General features: G+C 29.7%; 16 protein-coding genes. 13 read left to right on the top strand and 3 right to left on the bottom strand.

From position 1 onward, the window contains the following. Positions 1-11 precede the first annotated feature (11 nt). From ACWYN7_RS06880 to ACWYN7_RS06855, 6 genes are all read left to right on the top strand, one after another. On the top strand, positions 12-956 hold the full coding sequence (locus tag ACWYN7_RS06880; protein ID WP_462859122.1) for a DUF1835 domain-containing protein: 945 nt from the start codon (positions 12-14) through the stop codon (positions 954-956). Further along, complete coding sequence (locus ACWYN7_RS06875; RefSeq protein ID WP_462859121.1) at positions 957-1,826, top strand: nucleoside phosphorylase; 870 nt, start codon at positions 957-959, stop codon at positions 1,824-1,826. Next, on the top strand, positions 1,827-2,687 hold the full coding sequence (locus ACWYN7_RS06870) for a substrate-binding domain-containing protein (RefSeq protein ID WP_462859120.1): 861 nt from the start codon (positions 1,827-1,829) through the stop codon (positions 2,685-2,687). Positions 2,688-2,706: 19 nt separating this feature from the next. Further along, positions 2,707-2,847: a hypothetical protein gene (locus ACWYN7_RS06865; protein WP_462859119.1), complete on the top strand. Its 141-nt coding sequence runs from the start codon at positions 2,707-2,709 to the stop codon at positions 2,845-2,847. A gap of 292 nt (positions 2,848-3,139) precedes the next feature. Next, positions 3,140-4,009, top strand: a complete 870-nt coding sequence (locus ACWYN7_RS06860; RefSeq protein ID WP_462859118.1) for a UDP-2,3-diacylglucosamine diphosphatase — start codon at positions 3,140-3,142, stop codon at positions 4,007-4,009. Between the two features lie 9 nt (positions 4,010-4,018). Next, positions 4,019-5,032, top strand: coding sequence for a glycosyltransferase family protein (locus ACWYN7_RS06855; RefSeq protein ID WP_462859117.1), 1,014 nt, complete (start codon positions 4,019-4,021; stop codon positions 5,030-5,032). Here ACWYN7_RS06855 and ACWYN7_RS06850 read toward each other — a convergent pair. Then, positions 5,016-5,681, bottom strand: a complete 666-nt coding sequence (locus ACWYN7_RS06850) for a uracil-DNA glycosylase (protein ID WP_462859116.1) — start codon at positions 5,679-5,681, stop codon at positions 5,016-5,018. The two genes, ACWYN7_RS06855 and ACWYN7_RS06850, sit on opposite strands and share 17 nt — an antisense overlap. 65 nt (positions 5,682-5,746) lie before the next feature. Between ACWYN7_RS06850 and ACWYN7_RS06845 the strand changes: the two genes are divergently transcribed. The 3 genes from ACWYN7_RS06845 (at position 5,747) to ACWYN7_RS06835 (ending at position 9,288) form a co-directional block, all read left to right on the top strand. Beyond that, positions 5,747-7,954: an endonuclease MutS2 gene (locus ACWYN7_RS06845; protein ID WP_462859115.1), complete on the top strand. Its 2,208-nt coding sequence runs from the start codon at positions 5,747-5,749 to the stop codon at positions 7,952-7,954. Positions 7,955-8,025: 71 nt separating this feature from the next. Beyond that, positions 8,026-8,751 carry a DNA/RNA non-specific endonuclease gene (locus ACWYN7_RS06840; protein ID WP_462859114.1) on the top strand — a complete coding sequence of 242 codons (726 nt, stop codon included), beginning with the start codon at positions 8,026-8,028 and terminating at the stop codon, positions 8,749-8,751. A gap of 183 nt (positions 8,752-8,934) precedes the next feature. After that, complete coding sequence (locus ACWYN7_RS06835) at positions 8,935-9,288, top strand: hypothetical protein (protein ID WP_462859113.1); 354 nt, start codon at positions 8,935-8,937, stop codon at positions 9,286-9,288. Between the two features lie 66 nt (positions 9,289-9,354). On the opposite strand, the gene ACWYN7_RS06830 is transcribed toward ACWYN7_RS06835, so the two are convergent. Then, on the bottom strand, positions 9,355-9,579 hold the full coding sequence (locus tag ACWYN7_RS06830; RefSeq protein ID WP_462859112.1) for a hypothetical protein: 225 nt from the start codon (positions 9,577-9,579) through the stop codon (positions 9,355-9,357). A gap of 23 nt (positions 9,580-9,602) precedes the next feature. After that, entirely contained in the window at positions 9,603-10,112 is a 510-nt protein-coding gene (locus ACWYN7_RS06825) for a DinB family protein (protein ID WP_462859111.1), read from the bottom strand. Between the two features lie 81 nt (positions 10,113-10,193). Here ACWYN7_RS06825 and ACWYN7_RS06820 point away from each other — a divergent pair, with 81 nt between their 5' ends. From ACWYN7_RS06820 to secA, 4 genes are all read left to right on the top strand, one after another. Beyond that, on the top strand, positions 10,194-10,685 hold the full coding sequence (locus ACWYN7_RS06820; RefSeq protein ID WP_462859110.1) for a hypothetical protein: 492 nt from the start codon (positions 10,194-10,196) through the stop codon (positions 10,683-10,685). Positions 10,686-10,745: 60 nt separating this feature from the next. After that, entirely contained in the window at positions 10,746-11,318 is a 573-nt protein-coding gene (locus tag ACWYN7_RS06815) for a cob(I)yrinic acid a,c-diamide adenosyltransferase (protein ID WP_462859109.1), read from the top strand. Positions 11,319-11,490: 172 nt separating this feature from the next. Beyond that, on the top strand, positions 11,491-11,712 hold the full coding sequence (locus tag ACWYN7_RS06810) for a DUF2795 domain-containing protein (RefSeq protein ID WP_015479930.1): 222 nt from the start codon (positions 11,491-11,493) through the stop codon (positions 11,710-11,712). Between the two features lie 139 nt (positions 11,713-11,851). Beyond that, positions 11,852-15,190: a preprotein translocase subunit SecA gene (gene secA / locus ACWYN7_RS06805; protein WP_462859107.1), complete on the top strand. Its 3,339-nt coding sequence runs from the start codon at positions 11,852-11,854 to the stop codon at positions 15,188-15,190. Positions 15,191-15,321 lie beyond the last annotated feature (131 nt).

Below are 15,321 nucleotides of genomic sequence, written 5' to 3'. Positions count from 1 at the left end.
TTTTTTCAATTATGGGGGGCTCAATATTACACATTACAAATGGTGATAGTACAACGAACTATCTTAAAAAATTAAATTATAAAGGAGAATTTATTACTTGGAGAGAGATGTTGTGCGAAGGAAAAACCACCATAGATGTGGGGAGTGAATCTTTCTGGAAAAACCGATTCGATTTTTTTAAATCTTCTTACAAAGTAAGCAAACAAAAATTTATAGATTATACTATAAAAGAATACAGAAATCTTTGTAACGAAAAAACACAAAACGAAATTGTTTTGTGGTTTGAGCACGATTTGTTTTGTCAAATTAATATGATTGCTGTAATCAGTTGGTTAAAACGTTATAGAAAAGGACACAATATTTCTTTGGTTTGTAGTGGTAAAGTAGGCAATTCTAAAAGAATGTTTGGTTTGCCAGAATTAAGCGAAAAGCAAATTCATAGCCATTTTAAAAATAGAATGGAACTTACTCAAGATGATATAGAATATGCAGATTACATCTGGCAATTGTATTGTTCAGATTCTCCTTTGCGTTTAGAAACTATTTACAAGTTCAACCCAATGTCTCCTTTTCAATATTTAGCTTCTGCTATAGAGGCGCATTTACAACGTTTTCCATCCATTGAAAATGGATTAAACAAAGTAGAAAACACAATTATTAAAACTGCTTTTAACCAAAATGCATCCTCAAAAAAAGAATTAATTGGGCAACTTTTAAGTAAAGAAGAAGTCTATGGTTTTGGTGATTTACAATACGAAAATAAAATTAACGAATTAAGAAAACTTTTCCATTCTTTTAATCCTGTGCGTTTAAGCAATACAGGAAAAGAAGTTTTAGAAAATCAAATTAATTATTATGGCCAATTAAGAAATGATATTTCTTATCTTGGTGGTTCTAAAAAATACAGTTTTTTATTTAATAATAAAACTAATAAACTGTTACAAATTACATCTTAAATGCCTATTAAACCTTCTGAACTTATCTTAAATCCTGATGGTAGCATATATCATTTGAATTTAAGACCAGAACATATTGCAAAAAATATCATCTTTGTTGGTGATCAAGATCGAGTAGATAAAGTTACAAAACACTTCGATGCTATAGATTTTACAACACAAAAAAGAGAATTTAAAACAACAACGGGTACATACAAAAACAAAAAAATATCTGTAATTTCTACAGGTATTGGTCCAGATAATATAGACATTGTTTTAAATGAATTAGATGCTTTGGTTAATATCGATTTAATCACAAGGCAGCCTAAAGAAGAGTTAACCTCTTTAAATATTGTTAGGGTAGGAACTTCTGGTTCTTTACAAGCAGATATTCCTGTAGATTCTTTTGTAATCAGTTCTCACGGATTAGATTTAAACGGATTGTTGCATTCCTATCAAATAAGTACAATTTCTAATCCAGAATTAGAAAATGCTTTTGTAACACAAACCAATTGGAGTGCCAAAAAAGCAGCCCCAATTGTTATAGCAAACAGTAAAACTTTAGAAAACAAATTAACTTCTGATAAAACGTTTACTGGTATTACTGCAACTGCTGGTGGTTTTTATGGTCCTCAAGGTAGAATCTTAAGATTGGCTTTACAAGACAATGATTTAAACCATAAAATTGATAGTTTTAATTTTAATGGCAACAGAATTACAAACCTAGAAATGGAAACTTCTGCTATCTATGGTTTATCTAAATTACTTGGGCATAAAGCATTATCTATGAATGCAATTATTGCAAATAGAGCCAATGGTACTTTTAGTAAAAACCCTAAAAAAGTTGTTGCAGATTTAATAGAATACACATTAGATAAATTAGTTGATTAAATGACTGACTTAAAAGTTGGTGGAGTTCCTGAGCATTTTAATTATCCTTGGTACATAACACTTAAAAACAAAGAATACAATAAGCACAATATAAATTTGCGTTGGCAAGATTTTTATGGTGGCACAGGTCAAATGTGCAAAGCCTTAAGAGATGGTTCTGTAGATATTGCTATAGTTTTAACAGAAGGTATTATTAAAGATATTTCAGATGGTAATCCTTCTAAAATTGTACAAACATTTGTAAAAACTCCTTTAATTTGGGGTATTCATGTTGGGGCTAATTCATCATTTAAAAAAATAGAAGATTTAGAACATGCAACTATTGCAATAAGTAGGTTTGGCTCTGGTTCTCATTTAATGGCAATTGTAAATGCATACAACCAAGGTTGGGACATTTCTAAACTTAAATTTAAAGTAATTAAAAATTTAGATGGTGGTATTGAAGCTCTTACAAATGGAGAAGCCGATTATTTTATGTGGGAACATTTTACCACAAAACCTTTTGTAGATAATGGTACTTTTAGAAGAATAGACAACTGCCCTACTCCTTGGCCTTGTTTTGTAATTGCTGTAAGAAACGAAGTTTTAGAAAATAATTTTAATGAAGTTAAAAAGGTATTAGACATCATAAATAACGAAACCAAAGACTTTAAAAAAATTAAAAATATAGATAAAACCCTGTCTATTAGATATGAGCAACAATTAGAAGACATCCAAAGTTGGTTAAAAATAACAGAATGGAATGCTGGTAAACCAATAACAAAAAACTTAATTACCCGTATTCAAAATAAAATGGTAAAGTTTAACGTTATTGATAAGAAGAAAAATTCAGGAGATTTCATAAAAAATATGTACATTTAGAATCGAAAATAGAAAAGAAATGAAAAAAGCAGTATTTATTGTAATTTGTATTTTAGGAATTATTTGTTTTTCTTCTTGCAGAAGCACTTCTAGCTCTTGTGGTTTAGCAGACAATATTATAAGTAACCAAACAACATTACAGCAAGTAGATTTAACTTAAATAAACTTGTTTCTTAATTTCAAATTCAATAAATCCACTTTAAAAGTGGATTTATTTATTTAATACCAATTCGTAAATAACTAGTAATTAATAATTTATTAACTTTTACCAAACCTTATCATAAGGTTAAAATTACTTTTTATTCATTTTAATTTTACCCTAAAAATACATTGCACTTTTATATTTGTTTAAACCAAGAGCAAATAAATTCTATGTATATTAAATATCAAGCTAAAAACTTGTTATCTCTTCTAAAAATAGTTGGCCAAGCTTCTGTAACGATCTTCTTAAAATGAAAAAAACTAAAAAACGTAAAGTAGAATTAGTTGTAATTTCTGATATCCATTTAGGAACCTATGGTTGCCGAGCAAAAGAAGTTTTAAACTACTTAAAAACCATTCAGCCAAAAACACTTATTCTTAATGGAGATATTATTGATATTTGGCAATTTAAAAAACGGTTTTTCCCTAAATCGCACATGAATGTTATCAAACACATAACATCATTATTATCTAAAGAAACGCAAGTATTTTACATTACTGGTAATCATGATGAAATGCTTAGAAAATTTAGAGGTTTTCAACTTGGGAATTTCAAAATTTTAAATAAATTAATTTTAAATCTCGATGGCAAAAAAGCCTGGATTTTTCATGGTGATGTTTTTGATGTAACTATGAAACACTCTAAATGGTTGGCAAAATTAGGTGGTAAAGGTTACGATTTACTTATTGTTATCAATACTTTTATCAATTGGGTAAGCAAACTTTTAGGTTATGGAAAATTATCACTCTCAAAAAAAATAAAAAACAGTGTAAAAAGTGCTGTAAAATTTATCAATGATTTTGAGAAAACTGCTTCAGATATTGCCATAGACAATGCTTACGATTATGTGGTTTGTGGTCATATTCATCAACCAGAAATAAGAAAAATAAAAAACCATAAAGGCGAAACTGTCTATTTAAATTCTGGTGATTGGATCGAAAACCTAACTGCTTTAGAATACAACAATAAAACATGGAGTTTGTACGAATATGCTACAGATTCTATTGCCCTAGGTTTTGAGATTACCGAAACAAAAAAAGATAAGAAAAAAAATAAAGAAAAAGAAAACGACATACTTTTTAATGAGTTGTTAAAAGAATTCGATATTAGAAAAACATAAATTATTTCAATGAAAATACTATATGCAATACAGGGTACAGGAAATGGGCATATAACTAGAGCCAAAGAAATTATACCTATTCTACAAGAAAAAGGAGATTTAGATATTTTAATTAGTGGTAACGAAAATGCACTAGAATTAGGTCATCCTATTAAATACAAATTGCACGGATTAAATTATACTTTTGGCAAAAAAGGCGGAATCGATTTTTGGGCGAGCTATAAAAAAATGAAGCTTTCTAGATTTTTAAATGAAATTAAAAATCTACCTATAAAACAATACGATTTGGTTTTAAATGATTTTGAGCCAGTTTCTGCTTGGGCTGCAAAAATGAATAATGTTAACATAGTTTCTTTAAGTCATCAAAATGCGGTTTCAGACAAAGCTGCTCCAAAATACAGCAAACACTTTGTAGAAAAACTGATTTTAAAACACTATGCCCCAGCAAGAGTTAAATTTGGTTTTCATTTTAAAACCTATAGTCCTGCTACATTTACCCCAATTATCAGAAAAAAAATTCGTCATAAAAAAACAACAGACAAAGGGCACTTTACAGTATACTTGCCTTCTTATAATCACGATAAAATTGCTAAAATTTTATCTCAAATACCTATTGTAAAATGGCACATTTTTTCTAAAGAAACTACCAGTTTAATTTTTAGAAAAAACATTACGATTTATCCAATTAACGAGTTCGATTTTATAAAAAGTATGGCTTCTTCTAGTGGCGTGCTTTGTGGTGCTGGTTTCGAAACTCCTTCTGAAGCATTATTTTTAAGAAAAAAATTAATGGTAATTCCGATGAAAAATCAGTACGAACAAAAATGTAATGCACTAGCTTTAAAAGAAATGGGAGTACCTGTTTTAAAAAAATTGAGCAAAAAAAGGATTACAAAAATTGCAAAATGGATTCATTCTGATACTATTATCAACGTAGATTATGAAGACACAACAGAAGATCTTTTAGAAGCTATTTTATTGCCTTATTACAATCAGACAATTTTACCTACCATAATATTTTAGTTTTTTCTAGCTTTTCTAAAATCTGATTCGTTTTAGAAAAATGCTGATTACCAAACCAATATCCTCTATTAGCACTTAATGGAGATGGATGACCTGAGGTTAAAATTTGATGTTTTTTGGTGTCTATCAGTTTTATTTTTTTCTTGGCATAGCCGCCCCAAAGTAAAAAAATGACGTTTTCTTTTTGATCAGAAATTTGTTGAATAACAGCATCTGTAAAAGTTTCCCATCCTTTTTTTTGATGACTGCCAGCTTTGTGCGCTCTAACAGTAAGTGTTGCATTTAATAACAAAATTCCTTGTTTTGCCCATTTTTCTAAATTACCACTTTGTGGATATTCTTCACTTAAATCCGAAGAAATTTCTTTAAAAATATTAACTAAAGAAGGTGGATGTTTTACATTGTCTTGCACAGAAAAACACAATCCATTGGCTTGATTTGGCCCATGATATGGATCTTGACCAATAATAACCACTTTTAAATTCTGAAAATCGCAATAATTAAAAGCAGCAAAAATGTCGTTTGCTTTTGGATAACAAGTATAATTTTTATACTCAGATTTTACAAAATCTGTTAATTCTTTAAAGTAAGGCTTTTCAAATTCTACTTGTAAGATATTTTTCCAAGAATCAGCTATTTTTACTTCCATAGTTCCTATTTTTGCTGTTATTATTAGTGATAAGCGCATTTAAAAAAGAATTCAAAAATACAATATTGAGAACTAACATTTCAGAGAAAACACTCCAAGATTTAGAATTTTCTACGGTTTTATTACACGTATCAGAATTTTGTATTTCTAGTTTAGGTAAAGAAAAAATCTTTGAAACTAAACCGATTCAAAATCGAAAAGAATTATTTAAAGAACTGCATTTGGTAGACGAATATTTATCTTCTTTCGAAAGCGAAAATAGAGTTCCTAATCATGGTTTTGACAATATTATAGAAAGTGTAAAACGATTGGCCATAGAAAATAGTTTTATAGAAACAGACGCTTTTTTAAAGATAGCTACAACATCACTAACTGTAAATGAACTGATTAAGTTTTTTAAGAAATTCCAGATTCAGTTTCCAACTTTCTATGCTTTATCACAAGAAATAGAATTCACCACTTTTATAGATGATGAAATAAAGAAAATTATTGATATTTCTGGTGAAGTAAAAAATAATGCATCACCTGTATTAAAACAAATTCGTAGAGACATTAACAATGTTCGTGGTAAAATTGGAGCTAGTTTTACATCTGCATTAACCAAATCTATTGCTGCTGGTTATTTAGATGATATTAAAGAAACCATTGTAGACAATCAAAGAGTTTTAGCAGTTTCTGCAATGCACAGAAGAAAAGTTGCTGGTAGTTTATTAGGATCTTCTAAATCTGGTAGCATCGTTTATATTGCACCACAAGCAACATTGGCGTACAGCAGAGAATATCAAAACTTAGTGTACGAAGAAAAACAAGAAATTGTAAAAATATTACGTGCTTTAGCTACAACAATTCGTCCTTTTGTTTCGTTGTTAAATGAATATATTCAATTTTTAATTCATACAGATGCCATTGGTGCCAAAGCCAAATATGCATTAGAAATGAATGCTATTCTTCCAAAAATATCGAACAATAAAAAAATATTTTTTAAGAATGCATATCATCCTGTTTTATGGAAAAAAAATAAAGAACAAAATCTTAAAACAGTTGCGCAGACTATAAAATTAGACGAAAAGCAACAAATTATTGTTATTTCAGGACCAAATGCTGGTGGAAAAAGTATTACGCTTAAAACCATTGGGTTATTGCAAATAATGGTGCAAAGTGGAATTTTAATTCCTGTGGATGAACGCAGTGAAACCTATATTTTTGATACAGTTTTAACAGATATTGGAGACAATCAATCTATTGAAAACCAGTTAAGTACTTATAGTTATCGTCTTAAAAACATGCGTTATTTTTTACGAAAATGTAATGCCAATACTTTGTTTTTAATCGATGAATTTGGTACAGGTTCAGACCCAGAATTAGGTGGTGCTTTAGCCGAAATTTTCTTAGAAGAATTTTATCATAAAAAAGCATTCGGAATTATAACAACTCACTATTCAAATTTAAAAGTTTTAGCCAACGAATTAGAGAATGTTACCAATGCCAATATGCAGTTTGATGAACGTACTTTAGAGCCTTTATACAAATTATTTATAGGCCAAGCAGGTAGTTCTTTTACTTTTGAAGTTGCTCAGAAAAACGGAATTCCTTTTAGTTTAATCAACAAAGCAAAAAAGAGAGTAGAAACCGAAAAAGTACGTTTAGATAAAACCATTTCTAAACTACAAAAAGAAAGAAATAGACTACAGAAAAATTCTGATAACTTAGAAAAACAAAAATCTAAAGGACAAGAACATTTAGACAGTTTACAAGAAAAAGAGCAAAAAATTCAAGATAAATTGGCGGGTTTTCAAGAATTATACGATCAAAACCAGAAAATGCTTTCTCTTGGTAGAAAAACAAATGAATTGCTTAACAAATACTTTCAGACCAATAACAAAAAAGAGCTCAATGCTAATTTTAACAAATGGGTTGCAGACGAAAAAGTAAAACATATTAAGAAAAACCCTATAAAACCCAAAACCAAAGCGCAAAAACAAAAAGCTAAAGTTGTTGCTAAACAAGTGCAAGAAACCATTAAAAAAGTAGAAAAAGAGGTTTTAGAAAAGGTTGTAGAAGTTAGAAAAGAAAAAAAGATTGAAGCCGCTAAAATAGCCAAAGAAAAATCTGAATATGTTTACCAAATTAATGACAGAGTTAGAATTATTGACTCTAATTCTGTAGGAACCATAGATAAAATAGACAAGAAGAGCGTAACCATCAATTATGGAATTTTTACTACCAAAACTTCTCTTGAAAAACTAGAATTGGTAGAAAAAGCAAAGAAATAAGGTTTTTCCTGTTTTTAGTTTCATTTATTAAAATTATATTGGTCATCTAACTAATTGTTAAAACTTTAGCTATGATAACTCAAGCAAATTTAAAACGCGAAACTAGATATGGAGTGCCTGCTGCAGATCAAATTTTATACAATCGTCATTATGTTTTAGGTTACTCCTATTATTTTAGACAAGCAAAATGGGCTTTAGAAATTATAGACAAAGACAGAACAGATATAGAACGAATAGATAATTTTAGACCCGATTACAGAATTCCAGAAATGTTTAGAGCAGATTTGGCAGATTATGTAAATTCAGGTTATAACAGAGGCCATTTAGTAGCTAGCGCAAATCAGTTTGAAACCCAAATTCAAAATAGCGAAACTTTTTTATTATCGAATATGACGCCTCAAGTACCTTCTTTTAATAAAGGAATTTGGAAACGTTTAGAAAATGCCGTTCGTGTTTTAGACAGTAATAAAAACATTTTAGAAACCTATGTTATTTCTGGCCCTCTTTTTTTGTTTGATACTGAGGTTAAAGTTATCGAATCTAAAAAAGAAACTGGTGTAACATTACCTATACCTCACTCCTATTTTAAATCAATACTAACTGAAAATCACAGAGGCACTTTACATATTTGGTCTTTTATTATACCAAACAAAGCAACAGATGAAGCTTTAGAAACCTTTCAGGTACCAACAAGTAAAATTGAAAAAATTTCAGGTTTATTTTTATGGGAAGGTTTATTAGGTACAAAAATTATGAGGGATAAAAACAAAATCAAAAAAATTTGGAAGTATAAATAGGTTTCTTATTGCAACAACTTACACGTTATATTATATCTATTTTTAGTAATTCTTAATATTTTAGTTAAAAATTGTTAAGAACCCGCAAAATATGTTAAGAGTTTATTAAAGTCATTTTTTTAGTGAAACGTTTTTAAAGATAGAGCGTCTTTTCTATGTATCGTTTAACTTAACACACTTAAAATGAAAAATTTAAAATCTATTATCGCCATTATTGCAATTAGTTTAGCAACCACTTTTTCTGCAACTGCTACAGAAACAGAAAAAGGTAAAGCAAAATCAAAAATCTCTAACAAATTAAGAACCGAAATTGTTTCTATGTTAGGTACTGAAATTCAAGTAGAATTAGAAGACACAACTTCTGCTGAAATCGCTTTTATGATTAACAACGACAATGAAGTAGTTATTGTTTCTGTAGACTCTAAAGTAGATGAGTTTAGTTCTTTTGTAAAAACAAAATTAAACTACAAAAAAGTAAAAGTAAAAGGAACAAAAAAAGGTGAGATTTACAGAATACCTGTAAAATTAAAAGCTTAAAGAATAAACAACTGGTTGGTTAGTTGGTGCCTAATATTAGTTTAAATACTAATTTAGGCATTTTTTTTATTCGTATAACTTCATTTCAGCATCGTAAAACTCACCAACTTTATCCATTAAATCTGCCAGTTCTGTGGCAATATCTTCTTCGTTTTCTCCAGTTAAATCTTCGAACCACTCTACTTCATCATCTTTTAGATTAATCATAAAACGTGGAAATTCTGTATGCAATACAAAAATATCTTCAGGAAATTGGCTATTATCTGCCAATAAAAATTTTGGTAAATCCATTTTATCAAATTATTTCTGCAAACTTACAAATATCTTTCATTAACTATATTTAAATGATGCATTTGATGTCCAGAAAAAAGAAATCCTAAAGCTCTAACAGACATTTTGTTACCAGAAGCTTCACCAATTTTTAACAACATATCATCAGAAAAACTTTCAAAAAGATGAATTGTACTGATTCTTAAAGCATCCATTTCGTCTAACAAATCATAATACTCTCTTTTATTTGCACCAGAATTATCAACAAAAAAATTCTCATCAAAACCAGGCAAAACAGTGTTATCTCCTCTTGCAAAACTTAAAGCTCTATAACAAAAAACACGTTCTGTGTCTATAACATGTTGCACCAATTCTTTTAACGTCCATTTGCCTTCTGCATAGGCAAAATCTCCTTTTTCTTTGGGTACATATCTCAAGGTATTTTCGAACTCTTTTTGAGTATCGTACAAATTATCGAGTAAAGATTTGCCATTTTTTCCTATAGGCAAAATGTATTGTTTGTAGTAAGGTGCATATTCATTTTCTGGAATCATATCATTAGATTTATGTATGTTTGTTCAGGCGAATTTAATCAATTTATAAAACTAATTTCGTGTAACATCACTTAAAATATAATGTTTTTTACTACTTTATCTTACCTTAAATTTCTATTAAAATCTACAAATCAACATGGAGTTCACTCTCCGTTTGTATTTTCTTTTGTTACTAAAGGATTGTATCAAAAAAAAACAAAAATAGTTTCTTTTGATGCTTATCCTCAACTCAAAGAATTATCAAAAAAACAAAAAAGAATACTATCTAAAATTCTAATTTATTTTAAGATTGCTACTATTGATTTTGATGTTGTTCAGTTCTCAAAAAAAAGGAATACTTATAAATTATTGTACATCAACAAAACAAAAGAATTAAAAAAAATAAACACCACTGGCTTTGATGCTAAACATATTATTTTGGTGGATCATCTTCATCAAACAAAAACCTCTTTAGAAGATTGGCACCAATTTATATCAAATACAGAAGGCATTGTAACTATTGATTTATTTTATTTCGGATTGATATTTTTTAGAACAGCACAAGCCAAAGAACATTTTAGAATACGAGTTTAACAAACTACTACAAGATAAACTTTGTAACTTAGCTACTTTAAATTTTGAAACGCATTCTAAATGAAAATATATACAAAAACGGGCGATTCTGGAACAACAGCACTTTTTGGTGGTTCTAGAGTAAAAAAATACAATTTACGCATAGAAAGTTACGGAACTGTAGATGAATTGAACTCTTATATTGGATTAATAAAAGACCAAGAAATAAGTGATACAATTAAAGAAATTTTGTTAAAAATTCAGAACGATTTGTTTACGCTTGGTGCTATGTTGGCTACACCTCCAGAAAAAGAAACTTTAAAATCGGGCAAAGAGCGTTTAAATATTCCTAAAGTTGATGAAAATTCGATACAGTTTTTAGAAAAGGAGATTGATAAAATGGATGCAACACTCCCACAAATGACCCATTTTATTTTACCTGGTGGTCATCAAGCAGTGTCATTCTGTCACGTTGCTAGGTGTGTTTGCAGACGAGCAGAACGCCTTTCTGTTGAGTTAAACGATCAAGAAATTATTAATAATGACATCTTAAAATACTTAAACAGACTTTCTGACTTTCTTTTTGTGTTGGCACGAAAGTTGTCTAAAGACTTATCAGTAGAGGAAATTAAATGGATTCCTACAAAACAATAACTAAGTTCTTTTTTTATCGATTATTGAAGTATTTTTAACTTTTATTACAAATACAAAATACTGACTAACAGCTAGTAATAAAAATTAACATTAACTTCATTGTATATTTCTTAAAAAAGACTTGCATAATTCCGTAAAAAAATTATTTTTGCACAAAATTAAACAGTAAGAAATGTATTGGACATTAGAATTAGCATCCTATTTAGCAGATGCACCTTGGCCAGCAACCAAAGACGAGTTAATAGATTACGCAATTAGAACTGGAGCTCCTTTAGAAGTTGTAGAAAACTTACAAGACATTGAAGATGAAGGTGATGCTTACGACTCTATCATAGAAATTTGGCCAGATTATCCCACAGAAGATGATTATCTTTGGAATGAGGATGAATACTAAATAAAACAAAATAATATAAAAAGTCTCTAAAGAGGCTTTTTTTTTGTTTTTAATCAAGAATATACTTTTCTGATTGATAAAATTAAAATTTAACTAAACAAACATAGTTATTCTAAATAACTAAAAAACATACAAATAAATGGGTATTTTAGATTCAGTAATTAAACTTTTTGTAGGAGACAAGCAGCAAAAAGATTTAAAAATTTTACAACCAATTGTAGAAAACGTAAAGAAGTTTGAAACTGCACTTTCTCAACTTTCTCACGATGAATTAAGAGCAAAAACACAAGCCTTTAAAGACAAAATTAAAGCAGCTACTGCAGCATTAGACGATAAAATTACTGCATTAGAACAAGAAGCTAAAGATGCAGATATAGACAGACAAGAAGATATTTATACAGAAATAGATGCTTTAAAAGACGAAGCATATACCATTTCTGAAGCTACTTTAGCTGAAATTATGCCAGAAGCTTTTGCAGTAATTAAAGAAACTGCAAAACGTTTTGTAGAAAACGAAGAAATAGAAGTTACAGCAACACCTTTTGATAGAGAATTGTCTGCAGAAAACGAACACATTTCTTTAGAAGGCGATAAAGCGTATTGGGCAAATTCTTGGGATGCAGCAGGTAAACCTGTTACTTGGGACATGATTCATTATGATGTACAATTAATTGGTGGTTCTGTTTTACACCAAGGTAAAATTGCAGAAATGATGACAGGAGAAGGTAAAACATTGGTTTCTACCTTACCTGTGTATTTGAATGCTTTAACTGGTAATGGAGTTCACGTTGTTACCGTAAATGATTATTTAGCAAAACGTGATAGAGCTTGGATGGCTCCTATTTTCGAGTTTCATGGTTTGTCTACAGATTGTATCGATTTTCATCAACCAAACTCAGATGCACGTAGAAAAGCCTACAATGCAGACATTACTTATGGTACAAATAACGAATTTGGTTTCGATTATTTACGTGATAATATGGCGAGTTCTAAAGACGATTTAGTACAAAGAGCACCCAATTATGCAATTATTGATGAAGTTGATTCTGTTTTAATTGATGATGCAAGAACACCTTTAATTATATCTGGTCCTGTTCCTCAAGGAGACAGACACGAGTTCAACGATTTAAAACCTTTAGTTGCTGATTTAGTTAGTTTGCAAAAAAAGCATTTGGTTGGAGTTTTAGCTGAAGCGAAAAAATTATTAGCAGAAGGTAACGAAAAAGAAGGAGGCTTTTTATTATTAAGAGTTTACAGAGGTTTACCTAAAAACAAAGCTTTAATCAAATTTTTATCGCAAGAAGGTATTAAGCAGATTTTACAAAAAACGGAAAATACATATATGGCAGACAACAACAAGTTGATGCCAGAAATAGATGAAGATTTATGGTTTGTTGTAGAAGAAAAAAATAATCAAATTGATTTAACTGATAAAGGAATTGCACATCTATCAGAAAAAACGAACAACGATACCTTTTTTGTATTACCAGATATTGGCGTAAAAATTGGAGAAATTGATAATTCTGAGAAAAGCAAAGAAGAAAAAGCAGCTCAGAAAGAAGAATTATACAAAGAATTTAGCATAAAAAGCGAGCGAATCCATACTATGAATCAACTTTTAAAAGCATATACTGTTTTTGAAAAAGATGTGGAATATGTGGTAATGGATAATAAAGTAATGATTGTAGACGAGCAAACAGGTCGTATTATGGATGGTCGTCGTTATTCAGACGGATTACATCAAGCCATAGAAGCAAAAGAAAATTGTAAAATTGAAGATGCTACACAAACCTTTGCAACTGTAACTTTACAAAATTATTTTAGAATGTATCGTAAACTTTCTGGTATGACAGGAACTGCGATTACAGAAGCTGGTGAATTATGGGAAATCTATAAATTAGATGTTGTAGAAATTCCGACAAATAAACCAATTGCAAGAGAAGATAAAGAAGATTTAGTATACAAAACTGCTCGCGAAAAATACAATGCCGTTATTGAAGATGTTGTAAAATTAGTTGAACAAAAAAGACCAGTTTTAGTTGGTACAACTTCTGTAGAAATATCAGAATTATTGGGTAGAATGTTACAAATGCGTAAAATTCCTCATAATATTTTAAATGCAAAATTACACAAACGTGAAGCAGATGTTGTTGCAGAAGCTGGTAAACCTGGTGTAGTAACTATTGCAACAAACATGGCTGGTCGTGGAACAGATATTAAACTATCTAAAGAAGTAAAAGAAGCTGGTGGTTTAGCGATTATTGGTACAGAAAGACACGATTCTAGACGTGTAGACAGACAGTTAAGAGGTCGTGCAGGAAGACAAGGTGATGTTGGTTCTTCTCAATTTTACGTAGCTTTAGACGATAACTTAATGCGTTTGTTTGGTTCTGATAGAATTGCCAAAATGATGGATAGAATGGGCTTACAAGAAGGTGAAGTTATTCAACATTCTATGATTACCAAATCTATTGAAAGAGCTCAGAAAAAAGTTGAAGAAAACAACTTTGGTATTAGAAAACGTTTGTTAGAGTATGATGATATTATGAACTCTCAACGTGAGTTTGTTTACAAAAGAAGACGTAATGCTTTAGATGGTAAACGCTTACAAGTAGATATTGCAAATATGATTTATGATACTTGCGAATCGATCATCAACAGTAATAAAGCCGCCAAAGATTTTCAGAATTTTGAGTTTGAATTGATCAAATTTTCTTCGATGACTTCTCCTTTTTCTGAGGATGAGTTCAATAAAATATCTGAAAAAGAATTAACAGACAAATTGTACGATATTGTTACAGAACATTACAAAGCAAAAATTGAAAGAAATGCTGTTTTAGCACTACCTGTTATTAAAGATGTTTACGAAAATGAAGGAGATAGATATGAACGAATTGTAGTACCTTTTACTGACGGAATTAAATCTTTACAAGTAGTTACCAACTTAAAAGAAGCATACGAAAGTGAAGGGAAATCTTTAATAACTGACTTTGAAAAGAACATCACTTTAGCGATTATTGATGAAAACTGGAAAGAGCATTTACGTAAAATGGATGAGTTGAAACAATCTGTTCAAAATGCATCTTACGAACAAAAAGATCCTTTATTAATTTATAAATTCGAAGCTTTTGAATTGTTTAAATTAACTGTAGATCAAATTAATAAAGAAGTATTATCGTTCTTATTTAAAGGGGAATTACCTCAACAATCGAATCAAATTTCTGAAGCTCGTCAACAAAAAAGAGAGCAATTAAACACCAGCAAAGCTGATGTTCAAAACACTACTGAACAAGCCATTCAAAATTCGCGTCAGCAACAACAGGAACCAGTGGAAACTGTGGTTAGAGAACAACCAAAAATTGGTAGAAACGAAAGAGTTACTATTAAAAATGTAATGAGTGGTGAAGAAAAAGTGGTTAAGTACAAGCAAGCTATTCCTTTAATAGAAAAAGGAGAATTTGTTTTAGTAAATAAATAAATCGCTAATGCTTATCATTCCTGCCAATGCAGGATTGACAAAATTGATAAAAACGACACTTTCCCATCAAGTGTGTAAGTTAAAAATTACAGGATTAGATTTTTCATAGTTTAATCCTGTTTTCAAATATA

The organism is Polaribacter sp. M10, from assembly GCF_054968445.1.
The sequence above is the reverse complement of the archived record's forward strand: the minus strand, read 5'-3'. Positions and strand labels throughout refer to the sequence as shown.

Bases quoted from the DNA above. Each gene is read 5' to 3' on its own strand.
- ACWYN7_RS06880 (WP_462859122.1), top strand. From the start codon at position 12: ATGGGGGGCTCAATATTACACATTACAAATGGTGATAGTACAACGAAC.
- ACWYN7_RS06875 (WP_462859121.1), top strand. From the start codon at position 957: ATGCCTATTAAACCTTCTGAACTTATCTTAAATCCTGATGGTAGCATA.
- ACWYN7_RS06870 (WP_462859120.1), top strand. From the start codon at position 1,827: ATGACTGACTTAAAAGTTGGTGGAGTTCCTGAGCATTTTAATTATCCT.
- ACWYN7_RS06865 (WP_462859119.1), top strand. From the start codon at position 2,707: ATGAAAAAAGCAGTATTTATTGTAATTTGTATTTTAGGAATTATTTGT.
- ACWYN7_RS06860 (WP_462859118.1), top strand. From the start codon at position 3,140: ATGAAAAAAACTAAAAAACGTAAAGTAGAATTAGTTGTAATTTCTGAT.
- ACWYN7_RS06855 (WP_462859117.1), top strand. From the start codon at position 4,019: ATGAAAATACTATATGCAATACAGGGTACAGGAAATGGGCATATAACT.
- ACWYN7_RS06850 (WP_462859116.1), bottom strand. From the start codon at position 5,681: ATGGAAGTAAAAATAGCTGATTCTTGGAAAAATATCTTACAAGTAGAA.
- ACWYN7_RS06840 (WP_462859114.1), top strand. From the start codon at position 8,026: ATGATAACTCAAGCAAATTTAAAACGCGAAACTAGATATGGAGTGCCT.
- ACWYN7_RS06835 (WP_462859113.1), top strand. From the start codon at position 8,935: ATGAAAAATTTAAAATCTATTATCGCCATTATTGCAATTAGTTTAGCA.
- ACWYN7_RS06830 (WP_462859112.1), bottom strand. From the start codon at position 9,579: ATGGATTTACCAAAATTTTTATTGGCAGATAATAGCCAATTTCCTGAA.
- ACWYN7_RS06825 (WP_462859111.1), bottom strand. From the start codon at position 10,112: ATGATTCCAGAAAATGAATATGCACCTTACTACAAACAATACATTTTG.
- ACWYN7_RS06820 (WP_462859110.1), top strand. From the start codon at position 10,194: ATGTTTTTTACTACTTTATCTTACCTTAAATTTCTATTAAAATCTACA.
- ACWYN7_RS06815 (WP_462859109.1), top strand. From the start codon at position 10,746: ATGAAAATATATACAAAAACGGGCGATTCTGGAACAACAGCACTTTTT.
- ACWYN7_RS06810 (WP_015479930.1), top strand. From the start codon at position 11,491: ATGTATTGGACATTAGAATTAGCATCCTATTTAGCAGATGCACCTTGG.
- secA (WP_462859107.1), top strand. From the start codon at position 11,852: ATGGGTATTTTAGATTCAGTAATTAAACTTTTTGTAGGAGACAAGCAG.